Here is a 19,582-nt window from a genome sequence, read left to right as displayed (position 1 = left end):
CGGGGGCTTGTGGCCTGGGCCTTATTCCATTTCCTTCAGCCAGTCCTTGTTCTTGAACCACTTGTCGTGGATACGATCGTAGGTCCCGTCATGCTTGATCTGGTGCAGGAAGTTGTTGATGAAGTTGATGCTGTCGTAGTCGCCTTTCTTCAGGCCGAAAGCCAGCGGCTCGTAGGTGAAGGGCTCTTCCAGGAACAGCAGCTTGCCAGCGCCGGCCTTCTCGACTGCCACGACGTTGTACGGCGCGTCATAGACGAAGGCGTCAGCCTTGCCGTTGACCACGTCCATCACCGCTTCCTGCTCGTTGTCGTAGCCGTGGTATTTGGCCTTGGCGATCAGTTTCTTGGAAACCATCTCGCCGGTGGTGCCGAGCTTGGAGGTGATGCGGTACTTCTCGTTGTTCAGGTCCTTGTACGACTTGATCTCGCCCGCCAGCTCCTTGCGGATCAGCAGGGTCTGGCCAACCACGATGAAGGGTTCGCTGAAGTTCAGGCGCAGGTTGCGTTCCTGGGTCAGGGTCATGCCGCTGCCGATGATGTCGAACTTGTCGGTCAGCAGGGCCGGGATGATCCCGTCATAGGCGGTGGAGACTGCCTCGAACTTGACGCCCATGGATTTGGCCATGGCTTTGAGGATATCGACTTCAAAGCCGATGATCTCGCCACGCTTGTTGGTCATCTGGAACGGCATGTAGGTAGGGTCCATGCCCACCCGCAGGGTGCCGCGCTTGACCGCGTCGTCGATGGCGCCGGCCTGGGCCGAAGCCACTGCAACCAGCGCGGTGACGCCGACCAGCAGTCGCGAAAGGTATTTCTTCATCATCACCAAGTCCCCTAGCAAGAAAAGTAGCGAATCTTATCGTTGGCACGGCCGTACCGGCCGGCGTGGTTTATCGGAGAGGGATGCTAACGCATGGCGGCCCTGGGACCTAGAGCCGGGGGGGACTTTGTTGGCCAAAATCGAATGCATGGGCTGTTAAAAGCTTCGCGGGACAAGCCCGCTCCCACAGGTACCTCACAGTTGTTGAATGCTGTGCTATCCCTGTGGGAGCGGGCTTGCCCCGCGAATGGATGGTTCAGGCGCCGACGAGTGCCGGTTGGCCTTCGTTTTCCGGGTGCAGCGGCAACAGTGGCGAGTGCGGGTCGTTCTTGATGGAAGCGCGCCACACATCGATCCACGCCGCGTTGTGCTCTGCCCACACCTGCTCGTGCAGGCGGGTCAGCGCCACCGGGTCGCTGAGCAGGGCCAGGCGGGTATTGAGGTCCAGCCCTTTCGGCCCGACTTCCATGGCCTTGGCCACGCGTTCGGCACGCAGCGCTTCAATCGGCGCAGCCTGGCCGTGACGGGCAGTGGCCATGGCACAGGCCAGGGCGTTCTGCCGCGGGTCGACCACGGCGCGCACAAAGCCGTCGTGCAGGGCGTGCCAGCGGTTTTCGTGGGTGTACTGGTCGGTTGCCAGCAGCTCCTGCGGCGTCGCGTATTCCTCAGGGATGAGGAACAGCTTCTCGTCCTTGGCCGCAAGGCCCAGGCGAGTACGGCTGGAGATCACCGAAACCGGAATGGACAGCACCAGCGAACCGACGATCGGCGCCAGCCACCACAGGAAGCTCGGGTTCAGCCAGGCCACCAGCGCAGCCCAGGCAAAGCCCAGCAGCGTTTGCGGGCCGTGGCGGCGCACGGCCTCGCTCCACGGGGTGGAATCGTCGTCACGCTGTGGCGAGTTCCAGGTCGCTGCCCAGCCGAGGAACGCGGCCAGTACGAAACGGGTGTGGAAGATCATCCGCACCGGCGCCAGCAGCATGGAGAACAGCATCTCCATCAGCATCGACAGGGTGACCTTGATGCGCCCGCCAAACTCGACCGCGCCCTTGGCCCAGATCAGGATGATGCTGAGCAGCTTGGGCAGGAACAGCAGCACGATGGTGGTAGAGAACAGCGCAACGGCCTTCTCCGGGTGCCATTGTGGCCACAGCGGGTAAAGCTGGTAGGGCTCGATGAAGTATTGCGGCTCCATCAGCGTGTTGGTCGCCAGCAGCGCGGTCGACAGCACCAGGAAGAAGAACCACAGCGGCGCCGACAGGTACGACATCACGCCGGTCAGGAACACCGCGCGGTGCACCGGGTGCATGCCTTTGACGAGGAACAGGCGGAAGTTCATCAGGTTGCCGTGGCACCAACGGCGGTCACGCTTGAGCTCGTCGAGCAGGTTGGGCGGCAGTTCTTCGTAGCTGCCCGGCAGGTCATAGGCGATCCACACGCCCCAGCCGGCACGGCGCATCAGCGCGGCTTCGACGAAGTCGTGGGACAGGATTGCACCGGCGAACGCACCCTTGCCCGGCAACGGCGCCAGGGCGCAGTGCTCGATGAACGGCTTCATGCGGATGATCGCGTTGTGGCCCCAGTAGTGCGACTCGCCCAGCTGCCAGAAGTGCAGGCCGGCCGTGAACAGCGGGCCGTACACGCGGGTAGCGAACTGCTGCATGCGCGCGTACAGGGTGTCCATGCCCGACGCCTTGGGCGCGGTCTGGATGATACCGGCATCCGGGTTGGCCTCCATCAGGCGCACCAGGCTGCTCAGGCACTCGCCACTCATGACGCTGTCGGCATCGAGCACGACCATGTACTTGTACTCGCCACCCCAGCGACGGCAGAAGTCGTCGAGGTTACCGCTCTTGCGCTTAACGCGGCGGCGCCGGCGGCGGTAGAAAATACGGCCGAAGCCCTTGGTCTCACGGCACACGTCCAGCCAGGCCTGTTGCTCGGCCACGGCGATGTCGGTGTCGTTGGTGTCGCTGAGCACGAAGAAGTCGAAACGGTCGAGGTTGCCGCTGGCAGCCACCGACTCGAAGGTCGCCCGCAGGCCGGCGAACACGCGCGGCACGTCTTCGTTGCAGATCGGCATCACCAGCGCAGTGCGCGCTTCGGGTGCGATCGGCTCGTTACCGGCACTGCTGCCGGAGATGCGGTACTTGTCACGGCCGGTGAGCAGTTCCAGGAAGCCCATCAGCGCGGTCCAGAAGCCCGCCGAAACCCAGCAGAAGAGGATACCGAAGAGGATCAGGATGGACGTCTGCAAGGCATACGGCCAAACCTGCACCACGGTGTCCCACAGTGGCTGGTTGACCACTTCGTCGAGGTCGACGAACGACCAGCCCTGGTACGGCAGGATGCCCTTCATGTACCAGCCGGCGACGATGGTCTGGCCGATCATCAGGGCCAGCAGGATGTAGCGGCGGATCGAACCGACCGTACGCCAGCGCGCCTTGGGCAGCTCGCGCTGCTCGGGCTGGGGAGCGTTGGTGCGACCGGTCATGCGCCGCCACATGCGAATCAGCACGTTGGTGCGCCACGGCTCGGGCACTACCCGGGTACGTTTGATCGGCGGTGCGATCTTCAGGCACAGCCGGCCGCTGCCGTCGACGCCAAGCATCTCGGCGTCTTCCAGCTCGGCGGCGCTGCCCACGGTCAGCCGCGGGCCCACCGAGGCCTGTACGGCCTCGGTGGATTCGGCGGCCGGGTTGGCCGCCAGGCGTTGGTGCAGCTCGCTGAACGAGGTGCAGCTGGCGAGTTCCGCGCGCTGCTCATCGCTCAGTGGGAGGTGGGCCAGGTATTCGCCAAGCGATTCCGGCCTTGCGCTTGAGTTACTCATCGGCAGGCAACTGATAGCTCCAGGTCTCGGTCAGCACCTTTTCTTCGGTGGTGGCCGGGGTCCCGTTGGTGGGTGCCGCATCGGCGGCGGGTTGTTCGGCCTTGGCAGGCTCCTGCGCCTTGGCAGTTTTTTCGTGCTTGGCGTGCTTGGCAGCGGCCTTGTCCTGCTTGGCGTCTGCGGCAGGCTTGGCCGGCTCGACCGGTACGTCACGCACCAGCGCGGCGCGCATCTCGGTGGCCTTGTTGGCTTCCTTGACCTTCAACCGCAGGGTCAGGCGCCAGCCTTTGGTTTCCGGGTTATAGCGCAGATTGTTCTCGACCACCTCGGCGTTGTCGCCAACGCTGATCTGGCTACGCACTGCGGCGTCTTCCGGCAGGGATGCCAGCGCAGGGCCTGCAAAATCGACCAGGAAGGCAACGCTGCCGTCCGGTTGACGGATCAGGTTGGACTGCTTGACGTCACCGGTGGAGCGCATGGTCTGGGTTACCGAACCCAGCTCCTGAGCCTGGAACTTGGCTTCGTCGATGGTCCAGTGCAGGCGGTAGGCGTATTCGAACGGCTTGCCTGGCTCTGGCAGGGTTTCCGGGCTCCAGAACGCAACGATATTGTCGTTGGTTTCGTCGGCGGTCGGGATCTCGACCAGATCGACGGTGCCTTTGCCCCAGTCGCCTTTCGGCTCGATCCAGGCGCTCGGGCGCTTCTGGTAGTTGTCGTCGAGGTCTTCGTAATCCTTGAAGTCGCGATGACGCTGCATCAGGCCGAAACCGCGCGGGTTCTCGACGCTGAAGTTGCTCACGGCCAGGTGTTTCGGGTTGTTCAGCGGGCGCCACAGCCATTCGCCGTTGCCAGCGTGGATCGACAGGCCTTCGGAGTCATGCAGGGCCGGGCGGTAGTTCATGACCTTGGAGGGCTGGTTAGGCCCGAACAGGTACATGCTGGTCAGCGGGGCAACACCCAGGCGGCTGACGTGGTCACGCAGGAACACGCGGGACTGCACGTCGACCACGGTGTCGTTGCCTGGGCGCAGGATCAGCTTGTAGGCGCCGGTGGAACGCGGCGAATCCAGCAGGGCGTAGATCACCAGGTGCTTGTCGGCAGGCTTCGGCTTCTCGACCCAGAACTCGGTGAAACGCGGGAATTCTTCGCCCGACGGCAGCGCGGTGTCGATGGCCAGGCCACGGGCCGACAGGCCATACACATGGCCCTTGCCGACCACGCGGAAATAGCTGGCGCCAAGCAGGGTCATGATTTCATCCTGCTTGTCGGCCTTGTTGATCGGGTACAGCACGCGGAAACCGGCGTAACCCAGGTTCTTGGTGGTTTCCGGGTCATGCGGCACGTCACCGAACTCGAAACGGCTCGGGTCGTACTTGATTTCCTCGACCTTGCTGGCGGTGACCTCGTTGATCTTCACCGGCGTGTCGAAATGCATGCCCTGGTGGTAGAAGGACAGCTTGAACGGCGTCTTGTCCTTGGCCCACTCGGCCTTTTCCTGCAGGAAGTGGATCTTCTGGTAGTCCGCGAACTTCATGTCGCGGAACACGGCCGGCAGGTTGCTTTTCGGGGCTTCGTACTTCTGGCCGGCCAGATCCTTTGCCTTGGCTGCAACATCGTCAAGATTGAATGCCCACAGCTGGCCCGCGCTCATCAGGCCGACCAGTGCCGCACTGGCCATCAGGGCCTTGCGCAGCCGCATGCCGGGGATTCTTGATGCTTTTTGGGGACTAACAATCACGAGCAACCCTCGCCGAAAACAGATCATGAAACCAACGGCCAGCGACAAATGCCGGGTTGGCGAGCACTGTTCGGACCCCGTGAGGGCGTAATGATTCCCCAAACGGTTCCAGACAATGCTCGAGTCAGAGTAGAACGAACCTGCGAACGCAGGCCCACGCAGCGCGCGATTATCCAGCAGGTCGCGTTACAACGCATCAGGCTGGAACAACTATTTATCGTACAAAACCCCTGTTTTACCCACAAACCAGGGGTTTTTTTACCTCATATTTGTAACAGAAATGTCACTGGGCCATCATTGACCAGATGCACCTGCATGTCTGCACCGAAGCGCCCGCTTGCAACCGTGGCATGTTGGCCTTGGGCCTGGCGCAAAAGGTAGTCGAACAATTCGGCCCCCAGCGCCGGCGGTGCCGCCGTCGAGAAGCCCGGCCGCATGCCGCTGCGGGTGTCGGCCGCCAAGGTGAACTGGGACACCAGCAGCAGGCCGCCGCCAACATCCTTGAGCGACAGGTTCATCTTGCCCTGCTCATCGCTGAACACTCGATAATTGAGCAGCTTGTGCAACAGCTTATCGGCATGTTCCCGGGTATCTTCAGGTTCGACGGCCACCAGCACCAGCAGGCCCTGATCGACGGCGCCGACGATCTCGCCGGCCACCTCCACCCGCGCGCCACGCACGCGCTGCAACAGCCCCCTCATGCTTCTTCCAGGGGCAGATCGAGCAAGCGACGCGCCATTTGGTCAGCAGCACGTACCAGGGCGTCGGTAATGCCCGGCTCGGACGCGGCGTGGCCGGCGTCGCGGATCACCTTGAGCTCGCTGTTCGGCCAGGCCTGATGCAACGCCCAGGCGTTGTCCAGCGGGCAGATCACGTCATAGCGGCCATGCACGATCACTGCCGGCAGGTGGGCGATCTTCGGCATGTCGCGGATCAACTGGTCCGGCTCGAGGAAAGCGTTGTTCATGAAGTAGTGGCATTCGATGCGGGCAATCGACAGCGCGCGCTGTGGCTCGGAGAAGCGGTCGACCACCAGCGGGTTGGGGCGCAGGGTGGCGGTACGGCCTTCCCAGGTGGACCAGGCCTTGGCGGCATGCATCTGAGCAATCTGGTCGTTGCCGGTCAGGCGTTTGTGGAATGCCTTGACCAGGTCGCCACGCTCATCCGCCGGAATTGGCGCGATGTAATCCTGCCAGTAATCGGGGAACAGGCGGCTGGCGCCCTCCTGGTAGAACCACTCGATCTCTTGCGGCCGGCACAGGAAGATGCCGCGCAGGATCAGGCCATGCACCCGCTCGGGGTGGGTCTGGGCGTAGGCCAGGGCCAGGGTCGAACCCCAGGACCCGCCGAACAGCACCCACTTGTCGATGCCCAGGTGCTCGCGGATGCGCTCCAGGTCCTCGACCAGGTGCCAGGTGGTGTTGTTCTCCAGGCTCGCATGTGGCGTGGAGCGGCCACAGCCGCGCTGGTCGAAGGTGATGATGCGGTACAGGTTGGGGTCGAAGTAGCAACGGCTCTGGGCATCGCAACCCGCGCCCGGGCCACCGTGGATGAACACCACCGGCAGACCTTCAGGCGAGCCGCTTTCATCGACATACAGCACATGCGGCGCTTCCACGGCCAGATCGTGCCGGGCGTAGGGTTTGATCTGCGGGTAGAGGGTCTGCATTGCGCACTCCGTGTGAGGATATTGACTGCCGTTGGGCATCATAAACCTGAATTGCGCTTTGAGCACCGTCCTCTAGGGCACCGCCGCAAGCCGGGCATACATATTTACCTCCAGCGCGCCAGCCATAGCCCCGATAGTCCCTTGCCCCATACCTAGCAAGGGCCCGCCATGCCAACCCCAGCCAACACCTTACCTGGCGCTCATTACGCCACCATTGAGCGCAAGATACCCGCCTGGCTCAAGCAAGCCACGCCAGACATCCACCGCGCAATGCGCAACGCGTTGCCGATCCCTGCCTGGCTGGCCACAGCGGTCCAGCAGCTACCGGAAATCGCCAAGGCATGGCAGGCGGAACATGCCCGTCACCGCGAACACCATGCACAAGTGCAGAAGCTGTTCGAACCGCTACCCGCCCTGCAAACCTACGCCGCGCAGACACTGACCGAAGCCATCAAGCAACGCTTCGGGCTCGACCTGGATGTGCACAACACGTACCTGGTCGACGCCCGCCTGATCGACACGACCCGCGCAGGCGACGCGCGCGTGGCGGTGAACCAGGCTACCCGCTCGCTGCTGCACAGCGCCCTGCACAACTTTGACCAGGACGCCGCTGCCGAACACGGCATGGACGCGCCTGGGGCCGCGCTGAAAAAGTCGGTCATCCTCGATCATCGGCGCTTCATGGGCACTGTCCCGATCACCAATGCAGTGGATATCGTCGCCGAAGACTTCGCCGACCTGTGCCGCACGCTGGACATCGGTGGCAAGTACCATGGCCTGGTCCATGCAATCTATTACCCTGAGGCCACGGCGCAGCTGAGCACCGATGAAGTCAGGCTGTCCGTTTACCAGACCCTGGGGCGAGCGGAAGTCTCGGCCTTCCGGCAATCCTTGCATTACGCCCGCCTCAAAGGCGATATCGGTGAGACGCTGTACACCGCAGCGCTTGCCGTGCCGGTCGACCAGCCGCTATCGGCAACCTCGCCCGTGACATTCAGCTATCTCGACCTGTGGGAAGCAGAGCTGACCGGGGTGGTGCTGATTACCGTGCAAGCCGAAGAGCATCAGGCCGTAGCGCTGTATATCCCCGAGGACAGCGCACAGCCGCTCACGGAATTCACGACTCTGGAGGCCTTGCAGGCCGGTTTGCGCGACAGGCTCCACGCCAACATCAGTTACCTGGACAACCACATTGCCGACCGTGACAAGGCATCGACGATCACCCGCCTGAAGGATCGGCTCACGCCCATCGCCTGGAGTGTCCGCGGGGTACTTGAGCGTGTCCCTGACCCACATGCCACCCTGCATCCTGTTGCAAGGCCATTCGGCCACACGTTCCAGAGCGTCATGGCCTTCCAGAAAGCCCAGCGGCATGGAGAGGATGTGCTGTTCCACGCAACCCCGACCGAAATCGTCGACCGGCGCACTGCCCAGGCTCATCGGGAATTGATAGCAGGACGCGTGCTGACGGCCCTCAACATCGCCGGTTTTTTCGTGCCCGGGCTGGGCGAGGTAATGCTCGCCGTCTGCGTGGCCCAATTGGCCCACGAGGTCTACGAAGGCATCGAGGCCTGGAAAAACGACGAGCGCGACAAGGCATTCACCTACATGGTCGATGTGATTGAGAACGTGGCGATCATGGCCGTACTGAGCGCGGCAGCCAAAGCGGCGAGAAACACAGCAGGCAGCGAAGCAGGCAGTGCGCTGGAAGAGCCGGAAGTAGAACGCATTGATTTGCCGACCCCCTCCTTCATCGAGGAACTGCTGGAGGTTGAGCTACCAGATGGCAGCACACGCCTGTGGAACCAGGACCTGACCCCCTTCGAACAAGACGTCACGCTGCCATCGCAGGCCAGCCCGGACGGGCTTGGGCTGTACCGCCAGGATGGCAAGACCTGGCTACGCCTTGAAGGCAAGGTATTTTCACTGAAATGGAATGCCGACACCGGCATCTACCGCATCGAGCACCCCAGCAAGGCAGGCGGTTATGAGCCGCCGTTGCGGCACAATGGGGCCGGGGCCTGGTTGCAGGTCACGGACAAGCCGCTGAGCTGGACGGGCATGGCACTGCTGCGCCGTATCGGTCACTTGAATGCCCACTTCGACGAGCCGACGCTGCAACGGATACTTGCCGTCAGCGACACCCACGAAGACGTACTGCGCAGGGCCTTGGCCGAGAACCTGCGGCTGCCGGCCTTGCTCGAAGACACCCTGCAACGCTTCAAACTGGACGAAACGGTCCGCCAGCTGCCGGACGCTAGCACCCGGGCAGCAGCGTTTTCCAGGGCTTACGCTCGCCTTCCGAGCGACCTGACGCCGGGAGCCGAAACCATACGGCGGGTGTTTCCGAACCTGCCGGCCGTCGTCAGCGACGAGCTGGTGCGTGGCGCAAGCGCCAGCGAACTGCAAATGCTCGGCAGCGGCAAAATCCCCATGCGCCTTGGCGAGGAGATCCGCGTCTACCAGCAACACATCCGCCTGGCCCGCGCCTGCGAAGGGTTGTACCTGTCCGGTGTGCCAAACTGGGACAGCGACAGGCTGATCATGCATACGCTTGAACGCCTGCCAGGCTGGCCCGTCGAGACAAAAGTGCAGCTGCTCCAGCGCATGTCCTGGCCTGCCCAGGCGCAGGGCATCGGCCCGCAAAACACTCGCCCCTACCACACCATCACCCATGCGGATGCCGGATACATCGTGCACGATGAAAGCCGCCCGAGCACAGAGGTCACCGCTTATCCAGACCTCTATGCCGCGCTGTACGAGGCACTGCCAGAGGCCATGACGCAGCTCGGTGTCGCAGATCAGCAAGCACTGCAGCGCCTGGTACAGGAAAGCCCCCTGCCACCCCGCTCGACCGTGAGGGCGGTCCTGGGCATGCAACCTGTCCGCCCCGGCTACCGTTCGCCCATGCGCTTGGCCGATGGGCGCCTGGGCTACCCGTTGAGCGGGAGCGGCCCGGCAGTTCAAGGCGCTACCCGCCAGCGCCTGATCGAGGCTGTCGAAGCAACGGGGCTCGTCGCGCACACCGGCGTTACGGCGGATCAGGTCCTGCTGTCGCTGACCAGTCGCGGCCTGGCGCCGTCGCAAATACTCGACCATCTGCAGGCGCTGCTGGAGCAGCGCAGTGAACTGCAAAGCAGGCTGGCTGACTGGAGTGAAGCCATTTCACCGGAGACGGAACAGGCTGCAAGCGACTACAACAGCCTACGTGACGCGATCATGCAACACTGGTATGACACCGCTCTGGATGAAGGCGGCCAGCACACGGCCGAGCTACGCATCACTCAGGTGCCCTTGGCCGATGTACCTCTGACCCTGCCCGATTTTTTCTACAATCGTGTGCGTAGCCTGAACCTCCTCGATCTACCGTCAGGCAACCTCGCCGGCTGGGCGCAGCACGAACGCCTGCTGCAACGCCTGCTCAGGCAGATGCCGCAGATCGAATCACTGGAAATCAGCCGGCCTTACAACGCCAGATCAACACCTTCGTTCTTCATGCTCAGCGTACCGTCCATCACCCAGCTTTTGCCTGCGCTGCAAAGGCTGGTGCTAACCAACCAGAACATCGCGCTGTCCGAAAACGACCTCAACCTGATCGCAGAACTTCGCCAGTTGAGGTACCTGGACCTGAGTGGCAACCGCCTGGCCCAGAACAACAGCCCAAGCTTCCATGAACTGACCCTGGATTTCCTGGGCCTGGATAACATGCAACTGGCGCAGTGGCCGATCGGGATTGGCAGTGATGCACTGGGGCGTATCGCCCACCTGTCCATGCGCAACAACAACCTCAGGTCATTGCCGTCGTTCCTGCTCAATGAAGCAGACGCACTGCCCAACCCGACGGTGATCTCACTCGAAGGCAACCCTGTCAACGAAACTCATGTACAGCGCTTGTTGCTGAACGAGCGGGCCGAGACGGCCGGCGTTACCGTGGATGTGCCTGCAGAACTCACCGGCCGGCTTGCACGCATACGCGATGAGCGCCAGCAAATGCGCGACGCGATCGACGGCTGGGCCCAGGCGTCCAGTTCGAGCAACCCCTTGACCCAGGAATCGCTCGCACACAGGCAGCGCATCCAGGCAGCGATCAGCCAGTTCTGGGAGCAACAGGAGCAGGGCCAGCGATACCTGCGTCTGCAACTGGAGGATGTGGCGGTCGAACAGTTCCCCAGGCGGCTTCCAGCATTCTTTGAACAACGCGTTCAAGCGCTCATGCTGACCCGCACGAGCGGCACCACGTCGCAACTCGACGAATTGCTCAGCCGCTTCCCCAATGTCACCCGGTTGACCATCGATGCGCATCAGGCGGCCACTTCCTCACTGGCGTCTGTCTTGGCACGTCTTCCCCGGCTCAACTACCTGGAGTTTCGCAACATGGGCCTGGAAGTGGATCAGCGCATGCTGGAGACCTTGGCGGGGTTGGAGCACCTGACGTCACTGGACGTGTCAGGCAACCGTATGGGTAGCATCAGCCAGGTACCTGCACGGCTCTCCAGCAACCTGCAATCACTCTCGCTGACCGACATGAACCTGCAAGCCTGGCCAAGCTGGTGCGACAGCTTGCTGCCGCTGGAGCTGCTGGACTTGAGTTCCAACAACATCACCCAGTTGCCCGAGCACATACTCTCGAACCTGGACAACCCCATGCCGATCTCGTCGATCGCCTTGTTCGACAACCCTTTGCCGCTTGATACCATTCTGCGTGTGCGTGCGTTCTCGGACAGCCAGCACAGCTATTCCTTCGCCCTGGATATCCCGGGCAACCTGATGCTTGTCAATTCTTCGAGCGAAGGATCACTGGATCACCCGCACTTCCCTCTGATGGGCGACGATACGCCCAGGCTCGAAGACTGGATGCTTGGCAACGAGGCGCAGAACGAGGCATTGCGCGACTGCTGGGAAATGCTCGAAGGCAGCGATCTGCTGCGGTTGGCGGGCCGCCTGCGCAATGCTGCGCCCTACGTCGACCCGACCTCGCAAGCCAGCTTCTGCGAGCGTGTACGCCTGATGCTGGTTGTGGCCGCCGGCAACGATGCCGAGCGCCCGCTGATGGAGAGTATCGCTGCGGCCGCACTGCCTCACCCTGAAACCGGCTCGCAGACATGTCACGATGGCGCGCTGCAGGAGTTCAACAATATCGAGTTGTACCTGATGGGGCAGCGCCTGTTGATCGAAGCGGGCGATACCTTGCAAACGTTGCGACTACGCCTGTTGCAACTGTTCAGGATCGAACAACTGGAGAAACTGGCCAACCAGCGAACCGGCTCGGGCGACAGGGTTTCGGTGCGGCTGGCCTACCGCCGGGAGCTGGCCAGGGAGCTCGACCTTCCGCTTGCCGACAGCATGCGTTTTCGAAGCGCAGCAAATCTGGCGCCTGATGAATTGTCGCTGGTGCTGGAAAAGGTCCGCAAAAGCGAACTGGGCGATGCCCTGGTCGACTACATGCTGGCCAATTCGGACTGGGTTGCGCGCCTGCGGGCCGAACATGCCGAGCGCTTTGCCGAAATAGATAACCGCTACCGCCTGCTTGTACTTGAACTGGCCAACAAGGATCACTCGCTTCAGGAGGAACTGAGGCTGCAACAACAATTACAAAACGATAAGGGCCTGGAGGAGCAGGAGCTGTTGCGTGAACTCACCATAGCGCAGATCAACAACTGATTACCCGCTTCAAATGGCGACGCGCATGGCCCGCAGCGCGTCGCCACTTTCACGGGCAAACATCAACCTCCGTACCGCTCCTTACCCCAATCCAGCAGCGCCTGCAAAAGCTGCTGCAGTACTTGCTGGGTCGTTTGCGCCAGGTCTTCGCGGTAGGCAAATGGCTCGGTTTCATTCATGTAGGTGCTTTGTGCCAGCTCCAGCTGCACGGCATGGATGTGGTTGGCCGGGTCGCCGTAATGCCGGGTAATGTGCCCACCCTTGAAGCGGCCATTGAGTACATGACTGTAGGTTCGGGCTTGGGCACATACGCCCTGCAACCGCTCGGCCAGCAGCGGATCGCAGCTGGCGCCATTGAAGGTACCCAGGTTGAAGTCGGGCAACTTGCCATCGAACAGGTGCGCAATGTGCGAACGGATCGAGTGGGCATCCCACAACAGGGCATAGCCAAACTGCTCGCGCAACCGGTCCAGTTCGCGACGAAGGGTGCCGTGATACGGGCGCCAGATCTGTTCCAGGTAGCGTTTGCGTTCTTCGCCAGACGGCGCCAACCCCTCCTTGAACAGCGGCTCGCCTTCGAACAACGTGGCCGGGTACAGGCCAGTGGTGGCGCCTGCGTACAACGGCTTGTCGTCATCCGGGCGGTTCAGGTCGATGACGAAGCGCGAGTACTCTGCGGCTACCACGCTGGCGCCCAGGTCGCGGGCGAAGTCGTATAACTGCGGGATGTGCCAGTCGGTGTCCGGCAAGCTGCGCGCTTCATCGACCAGGCCGTCGCGCACGGGGTCGCTCAGGCGCAGGCCGGCGTGCGGCATGCTGATCAGCAGCGGCAGGCGGCCTTGGTGAAAACTCAGAACCTTGTCCATCGTGCCTCGCTCAGTTTGAAATTTCGTGGCCCTTGCGCACCACGCGCTTGGGCAGGTCACCGCCAAGCCAGTAGGCCAGGTCGGCGGGACGGGCGATTCGCCAGGCGACGAAATCCGCCACCTTGCCGACTTCCAGCGAACCATGGCTGTCGCCCAGGCCAAGTGCCGTGGCAGCATGCAGCGTAACGCCGGCCAGGGCTTCTTCCGGGGTCATGCGGAACAGCGTACAGCCCATGTTCAGCATCAGGCGCAGCGACAGCCCAGGCGAGGTGCCGGGGTTGAGGTCACTGGCCAAAGCGATCTTCACGCCATGACGGCGCAGGGCATCCATCGGTGGCAGCTGGGTTTCGCGCAGGAAGTAGAAGGCGCCTGGCAGCAGCACGGCCACCGTACCGGCCTGCGCCATGGCCACGGCGTCTTCCTCGGTCATGAACTCCAGGTGATCGGCAGACAGCGCCTGGTAACGCGCCGCCAGGCTGGAGCCATGCCGCGATGACAGTTGCTCGGCGTGCAGTTTGACCGGCAGGCCCAGCTCACGCGCCCTGATGAACACCCGCTCGACCTGGGCCGGGGAGAACGCCAGGTGCTCGCAGAACGCATCCACCGCGTCCACCAGCCCTTCCTCGGCCAAGGCCGGGAGCATCTCGTCGCAAATATGCGCAATGTAGTCGTCCGCTCGGCCCGCGTACTCTGGCGGCAGGGCATGGGCGGCCAGGCAGGTGGCGCGCACCGCCAGCGGCAGCTCTTCGGCCAGGCGCCGGGCCACGCGCAGCATCTTGCGTTCGTTGGCCAGGTCCAGGCCGTAGCCGGACTTGATCTCCAGCGTGGTCACACCGTCGCGCATCAAAGCCTGCACACGCTGGCGGGCGCTGGTGAACAGTTCATCCTCGCTGGCCGCGCGGGTGGCGCGCACAGTGCTGGCGATCCCCCCGCCCTGGGCGGCGATCTCGGCATAGCTCACGCCTTGCAGGCGCTGTTCGAACTCACCGCTGCGGTTACCGCCGAACACCGCGTGGGTGTGGCAGTCGATCAGCCCTGGGGTGACCCAGGCGCCGTTGAGATCGACCGTGTGGGCAATTTCCAGCGCCGGCACATCGGCACGTCGGCCAATCCATTCGATCAAGCCAGCGTTGCTGACGATGGCGGCGTCCTCGATCACCGAGTAGCTGCCTTGGGCCATGGTTGCCGCGTGGCAGTGCTGCCAAAGGGTTCTCATCCAAACACTCCTGAAGTTACAGGCTTGGCAGCACGCCGGCTGGCAGCAGCGCGGTCAGCTTGCCTTCTGCCAGCAAGGCACTGGCCGCCTCGATATCCGGTGAAAAGAAACGGTCGTGGTCGTAATGCGGCACTTCGCGCCGCAGCACCTGGCGCGCCTGCTCCAGCTTCACCGAGGTTTTCAGCCCTTCGCGCAGGTCCAGGCCCTGGCAGGCGCCGAGCCATTCGATGGCCAATACCCCACGGGTGTTCTCGGCCATTTCCCACAAGCGCTTGCCCGCCGCCGGCGCCATCGACACGTGATCTTCCTGGTTGGCCGAGGTTGGCAGGCTATCGACACTGTGCGGGTGCGACAGTGCCTTGTTCTCGCTGGCCAGGGCCGCCGCCGTGACCTGGGCGATCATGAAGCCAGAGTTGACCCCGCCGTTTTCAACCAGGAACGGCGGCAACTGCGACATGTGCTTATCCATCATCAGCGAAATGCGCCGCTCGCTCAGCGCGCCAATCTCGGCGATGGCCAGGGCCAGGTTGTCGGCGGCCATGGCCACCGGTTCTGCATGGAAGTTACCGCCCGACACCACGTCGCCTTCGGCGGCGAACACCAGCGGGTTGTCCGACACCGCGTTGGCCTCGATGCCCAGCACTTCGGCTGCATGGCGCAGCTGGGTCAGGCAGGCGCCCATGACCTGCGGCTGGCAACGCAGCGAATACGGGTCCTGGACCTTGCCGCAGTGCTTGTGCGACTGCGACACCTCGCTGGACTCGCCCAGCAGGTCGCGGAAGCATGCGGCGGTATCGATCTGGCCGCGCTGACCGCGCGCGTCATGGATGCGTGCGTCGAATGGCGAACGCGAGCCCAGCACCGCCTCGACGGTCAGGCCGCCGCAGGCGATGGCCGCAGCGTACAGGTCTTCAGCCTGGAACAAGCCGCGCAGGGCATAGGCGGTAGACGCCTGGGTGCCGTTGAGCAGCGCCAGGCCTTCTTTGGCAGCCAGGGTCAGCGGCTCCAGGCCGGCAACCGCCAGGGCCTCGCTGGCCGGTAGCCATTCACCTTGGTAGCGCGCCTTGCCTTCGCCCAGCAGTACCAGCGACATGTGCGCCAGTGGTGCCAGGTCACCGGAGGCACCCACCGAGCCCTTGAGCGGAATATGCGGGTAGACCTCGGCATTGACCAGGGCGATCAGCGCATCGATGACCTTGCGGCGAATACCGGAAAAACCACGGCTGAGGCTATTGACCTTCAGCACCATGATCAGCCGCACCATCGCGTCGTCCAGCGGTGCGCCGATGCCGGCGGCATGCGACAGCACCAGCGAGCGCTGGAGGTTTTCCAGGTCGTGGCTGGCGATGCGAGTCGATGCCAGCAAGCCGAAACCGGTGTTGATGCCGTAAGCGGTGCGGTCTTCGGCGATGATCCGCTCGACCACGGCCACGCTGGCATCGATGCCGGCCCCCGCACTGGCATCCAGGCTCAAGCGCAGCGGCGCGTGGTGGATGCGGCGCAGCTGGGCCAGGGTCAGCTGGCCAGGGACAAGGTTCAGGGCTTCCATGTACATGCTCCTTTTAATTGTTCAGTGCAAGGCCGGCAGCACAGGCTGCGGCCCTTGCGAAGCTTTCAGCAGCGCGGCGGCGCGGGCGATGTCCGGGGCCAGCCAGCGGTCTTCAAGGTACGCCGGCACCTGCTCGCGCAGCAGGCGCCAGGCGGCATCGGTGCCAACACCGAAACGCTGTTCCTTGAGGAATTCGAAGGCTTGAGCGGCCAGCAGGTATTCGATGGCAAGGATCTGGGTGCAGTTTTCCAGCACCTGGTGCAGCTTGAGCGCGGCATTGGTGCCCAGGCTCAGGTGGTCTTCCTGCAGGCCAGAGGTGACGTAGTTGTCGAGCACCGCCGGTTGCGCCAGCTGGCGGTTCTGCGCGCACAGTGAGGCGGCGACGTACTGGGCGATCATCATCCCCGAGTTGACCCCGGGGTTGCTGACCAGAAACGCCGGCAGGCCACTGACATGCGGGTTGACCAGGCGGTCCAGGCGGCGCTCGGCTATCGAGCCGATCTCGGCCATGGCAATCGCCAGCAGGTCGGCGGCCATGGCCACCGACTGGCCGTGCGGGTTGGCCTGGGAGACCACGCGAAAATCCTCTGGGGTACCCAACAAAAGCGGGTTGTCATTGGCGCCGTTGAGCTCGGCCTCGATCTGCTTCACCGCGTGGGCAAACTGGTCACGCGCGGCGCCGTGCACCTGCGGGATCGAACGGATGCTGAGGGCGTCCTGGGTGCGGATGCCTTTGCTGGTGGCGATGACTTCGCTGTCCGCCAGCAAGGCGCGCACGTTTTTACCCACCACTTGCATGCCCGGATGCGGCTTGAGCGCGATGATCTCGGGGTCAAAGGCAGCGATCTGACCCCGCAGCGCCTCGAAGCTCATGGCGCCGATCACGTCGGCCCACTGCAGCAGGCGGCTGGCGTCGTCCAGCGCCAGGCTGGCCAGGCCGGTCATGCACGGCGTGCCATTGACCAGGCACAGGCCGTCCTTTGCCCCCAGCTGTACCGGGGCCAACCCTTCGGCAGCCAGGGCCTCGGCGGCGTCGACAATCTGCCCGCGGTAGCTGACCTTGCCGATGCCCAGCAGGCACACGCCTACATGCGCCATGTGGGTCAGGTAGCCGACCGAGCCCTGCGACGGTACCTGAGGGGTAATGCCATGGTTGAGCAGTGCCAGCAGCGCGTCGACCACGCTGCGCTGGATGCCCGACTTGCCGTGGCTGTAATTGGCAATGGCAGCGCAGATGATCGCCCGGGTTTGTTCATCCGGCAACGCCGGGCCGACGCCGCAGGCGTGGCTGAGCAGGGTGTTGCGCGACAGCTGGCTGAGCTGCTCGCCCTGCAGCGACACATTGCACAGCGCACCCAGGCCGGTGTTCACACCGTAGGCGCGCTCACCACTTTCAACGATATGGCGGACGATCGCCTGGGCATTGTCGATGCGCGCCCAGATAGGCGGCGCCAACTCAAGGCGCGCGCCATGGCGGGCCACGGCGGCGATGCCCTGCCAGCGCAGTTCGCCACCATCAAAGACCACGGTTTCAACGTGCGACATGCTGTTCCTCATACCGCGACCGCGCGGCGCTGGACGAAGCGGTCGACGTATTCGTCGGCCGGGTTATGGAGGATCTGGTGCGGCGTGCCCACCTGGATCAGCCGGCCGTCCTTGAGGATGGCGATGCGGTTGCCAATGCGCACGGCTTCGTCCAGGTCATGGGTGATGAAGACGATGGTCTTGTGCAGGGTTTTCTGCAGTTCCAGCAACTGGTCCTGCATCTCTGCGCGGATCAACGGGTCGAGGGCGCTGAAGGCCTCGTCCATGAGAATGATGTCGGTGTCCGCCGCCAATGCCCGGGCCAGGCCGACGCGCTGGCGCATGCCGCCCGACAACTGGTGCGGATACTTCTTCTCGTAGCCCTTGAGGCCCACGGTCTCGATCCATTGCTGGGCACGCTCGGCGCACAACTGCTTGCTCTCGCCGCGCACCTTCAGGCCGTAGGCGACGTTGTCGAGCACATTGCGGTGCGGCAGCAGGCCGAAGCTCTGGAACACCATGCTGATCTTGCGCCGGCGAAATTCGCGCAGGGCCTCCATGTCGTACTGCAGGATGTCTTCGCCATCGACCAGGATCTGCCCGCTGGTGGGGTCGATCAGCCGGTTGAAGTGGCGCACCAGGGTCGACTTGCCCGAGCCGGACAGGCCCATGATCACGAAGATCTCGCCGCTACCGATGGACAGCGACAGGTCATTGACCCCGACCACGCAGCCGGTCTGCGACAGCACCTGCTCCTTGCTCTGGTTGTTGCGGATCAACTGCAACGCCTCGGCGGCGCGGTCGCCGAAGATCTTGAAGACGTTCTTCACCTCGATCTTGCTGATCGGCTGCGTGCTCATTTGCTCACCTCATGGCGTGGCCGGCCATAGGCCTGGGTAATGCGGTCGATCACCACCGCAAGAATGACGATGGCCAGGCCGGCTTCGAGGCCGCGGCCGACGTTGAGGGTCTGGATGCCCACCAGTACGTCTTCACCCAGGCCACGGGCGCCGATCATCGACGCGATCACCACCATCGACAGGGCCATCATGGTGGTCTGGTTGATGCCCGCCATGATGCTCGGCAACGCCAGCGGCAATTGCACGCCGAACAGTTGTTGCCAGCGGTTGGCACCAAAGGCGTTGATCGCCTCCATGACTTCGCCGTCCACCTGGCGAATGCCCAGGTCGGTCAGGCGGATCAGCGGCGGCGCAGCGTAGATCACCGTGGCGAAGATCGCAGGCACCTTGCCCAGGCCGAACAGCATCAGCACCGGGATCAGGTACACGAAGCTGGGCATGGTCTGCATGATGTCCAGCAGCGGCATCAGCACAGCGCGCAGGCGATTGCTGCGCGCCGACAGGATGCCCAGCGGAATGCCCACCAGCACCGAGATCAGCGTGGCGACCAGCATCAGCGCCAGGGTCTGCATCAGCTTGTCCCACAGGCCGACGGCACCGACCAGAAACAGCAGGCCGGTGATCACCAGGGTCGGCAGGATGCGCCGAGTGGCGTGCCAGGCGATGGCCGCCACCACGGCCAGCATCAGCCACCACGGTGTGGCGCGCAGCACGCCTTCGAGGCTGACGATGGCCCACAGCAGGGTGTCGGAGATGTGCCGGAACACGTCGCCATAGTTGGTCACCAGGGCGTCGACCCAGCCGTTGACCCAGTCGGCGATGGAGAATGTCAGGTTGTCAGGAAACATGGGGT

At 63.5% G+C, this 19,582-nt stretch carries 12 protein-coding genes; 1 reads left to right on the top strand and 11 read right to left on the bottom strand.

Annotation, left to right across the window (positions count from 1 at the left end; genetic code table 11):
• Nucleotides 1-21 precede the first annotated feature (21 nt).
• From ACNQPL_RS23630 to pip, 5 genes are all read right to left on the bottom strand, one after another.
• Entirely contained in the window at nt 22-819 is a 798-nt protein-coding gene (locus ACNQPL_RS23630) for a transporter substrate-binding domain-containing protein (RefSeq protein WP_054900389.1), read from the bottom strand.
• Nucleotides 820-1,075: 256 nt separating this feature from the next.
• Nucleotides 1,076-3,649, bottom strand: coding sequence for a glucans biosynthesis glucosyltransferase MdoH (mdoH, locus tag ACNQPL_RS23625; RefSeq protein ID WP_416468052.1), 2,574 nt, complete (start codon nt 3,647-3,649; stop codon nt 1,076-1,078).
• The gene (locus ACNQPL_RS23620) at nt 3,642-5,384 is read right to left on the bottom strand and encodes a glucan biosynthesis protein G (protein ID WP_346614089.1); all 1,743 of its coding nucleotides are present in this window, start codon (nt 5,382-5,384) and stop codon (nt 3,642-3,644) included. Before ACNQPL_RS23620 ends, mdoH begins: the two co-directional genes overlap by 8 nt.
• Before the next feature lie 263 nt (nt 5,385-5,647).
• Nucleotides 5,648-6,085, bottom strand: coding sequence for a D-aminoacyl-tRNA deacylase (gene dtd, locus ACNQPL_RS23615; protein WP_416468051.1), 438 nt, complete (start codon nt 6,083-6,085; stop codon nt 5,648-5,650).
• On the bottom strand, nt 6,082-7,053 hold the full coding sequence (pip, locus tag ACNQPL_RS23610) for a prolyl aminopeptidase (protein ID WP_346614091.1): 972 nt from the start codon (nt 7,051-7,053) through the stop codon (nt 6,082-6,084). Before pip ends, dtd begins: the two co-directional genes overlap by 4 nt.
• 168 nt (nt 7,054-7,221) lie before the next feature.
• On the opposite strand from pip, the gene ACNQPL_RS23605 reads away from it, so the two are divergent.
• The gene (locus ACNQPL_RS23605; RefSeq protein ID WP_416468050.1) at nt 7,222-12,714 is read left to right on the top strand and encodes a dermonecrotic toxin domain-containing protein; all 5,493 of its coding nucleotides are present in this window, start codon (nt 7,222-7,224) and stop codon (nt 12,712-12,714) included.
• A gap of 62 nt (nt 12,715-12,776) precedes the next feature.
• Here the strand turns inward: ACNQPL_RS23605 and hutG are convergent, their stop codons facing one another.
• Genes hutG through ACNQPL_RS23575 form a run of 6 tightly spaced genes read right to left on the bottom strand, consistent with a single transcriptional unit; the run spans nt 12,777 to nt 19,577 of the window.
• Nucleotides 12,777-13,580, bottom strand: a complete 804-nt coding sequence (hutG, locus tag ACNQPL_RS23600) for an N-formylglutamate deformylase (RefSeq protein WP_416468049.1) — start codon at nt 13,578-13,580, stop codon at nt 12,777-12,779.
• A gap of 10 nt (nt 13,581-13,590) precedes the next feature.
• Nucleotides 13,591-14,796 carry an imidazolonepropionase gene (hutI, locus tag ACNQPL_RS23595; protein WP_416468048.1) on the bottom strand — a complete coding sequence of 402 codons (1,206 nt, stop codon included), beginning with the start codon at nt 14,794-14,796 and terminating at the stop codon, nt 13,591-13,593.
• 16 nt (nt 14,797-14,812) lie between these two features.
• Entirely contained in the window at nt 14,813-16,345 is a 1,533-nt protein-coding gene (gene hutH, locus ACNQPL_RS23590) for a histidine ammonia-lyase (RefSeq protein WP_416468047.1), read from the bottom strand.
• 21 nt (nt 16,346-16,366) lie between these two features.
• Nucleotides 16,367-17,890 carry an HAL/PAL/TAL family ammonia-lyase gene (locus ACNQPL_RS23585; RefSeq protein ID WP_416468046.1) on the bottom strand — a complete coding sequence of 508 codons (1,524 nt, stop codon included), beginning with the start codon at nt 17,888-17,890 and terminating at the stop codon, nt 16,367-16,369.
• Between the two features lie 8 nt (nt 17,891-17,898).
• Nucleotides 17,899-18,729, bottom strand: coding sequence for a glycine betaine/L-proline ABC transporter ATP-binding protein (locus tag ACNQPL_RS23580; protein ID WP_346614097.1), 831 nt, complete (start codon nt 18,727-18,729; stop codon nt 17,899-17,901).
• Nucleotides 18,726-19,577 carry a proline/glycine betaine ABC transporter permease gene (locus ACNQPL_RS23575; protein ID WP_346614098.1) on the bottom strand — a complete coding sequence of 284 codons (852 nt, stop codon included), beginning with the start codon at nt 19,575-19,577 and terminating at the stop codon, nt 18,726-18,728. Before ACNQPL_RS23575 ends, ACNQPL_RS23580 begins: the two co-directional genes overlap by 4 nt.
• Between the last annotated feature and the right edge of the window lie 5 nt (nt 19,578-19,582).

Origin of the sequence: Pseudomonas sp. LFS044 (genome assembly GCF_047978245.1) — a bacterium.
In the GTDB taxonomy this organism is placed as follows: Bacteria; Pseudomonadota; Gammaproteobacteria; order Pseudomonadales; family Pseudomonadaceae; genus Aquipseudomonas.
This window is presented reverse-complemented; position numbering and strand designations above follow the sequence as displayed.

Excerpts from the sequence above, each read along its gene's own strand:
- hutI (WP_416468048.1), bottom strand. The coding sequence starts at position 14,796 with ATGAGAACCCTTTGGCAGCACTGCCACGCGGCAACCATGGCCCAAGGC.
- ACNQPL_RS23580 (WP_346614097.1), bottom strand. The coding sequence starts at position 18,729 with ATGAGCACGCAGCCGATCAGCAAGATCGAGGTGAAGAACGTCTTCAAG.
- ACNQPL_RS23630 (WP_054900389.1), bottom strand. The coding sequence starts at position 819 with ATGAAGAAATACCTTTCGCGACTGCTGGTCGGCGTCACCGCGCTGGTT.
- hutH (WP_416468047.1), bottom strand. The coding sequence starts at position 16,345 with ATGGAAGCCCTGAACCTTGTCCCTGGCCAGCTGACCCTGGCCCAGCTG.
- pip (WP_346614091.1), bottom strand. The coding sequence starts at position 7,053 with ATGCAGACCCTCTACCCGCAGATCAAACCCTACGCCCGGCACGATCTG.
- ACNQPL_RS23575 (WP_346614098.1), bottom strand. The coding sequence starts at position 19,577 with ATGTTTCCTGACAACCTGACATTCTCCATCGCCGACTGGGTCAACGGC.
- hutG (WP_416468049.1), bottom strand. The coding sequence starts at position 13,580 with ATGGACAAGGTTCTGAGTTTTCACCAAGGCCGCCTGCCGCTGCTGATC.
- ACNQPL_RS23585 (WP_416468046.1), bottom strand. The coding sequence starts at position 17,890 with ATGTCGCACGTTGAAACCGTGGTCTTTGATGGTGGCGAACTGCGCTGG.
- dtd (WP_416468051.1), bottom strand. The coding sequence starts at position 6,085 with ATGAGGGGGCTGTTGCAGCGCGTGCGTGGCGCGCGGGTGGAGGTGGCC.
- mdoH (WP_416468052.1), bottom strand. The coding sequence starts at position 3,649 with ATGAGTAACTCAAGCGCAAGGCCGGAATCGCTTGGCGAATACCTGGCC.
- ACNQPL_RS23605 (WP_416468050.1), top strand. The coding sequence starts at position 7,222 with ATGCCAACCCCAGCCAACACCTTACCTGGCGCTCATTACGCCACCATT.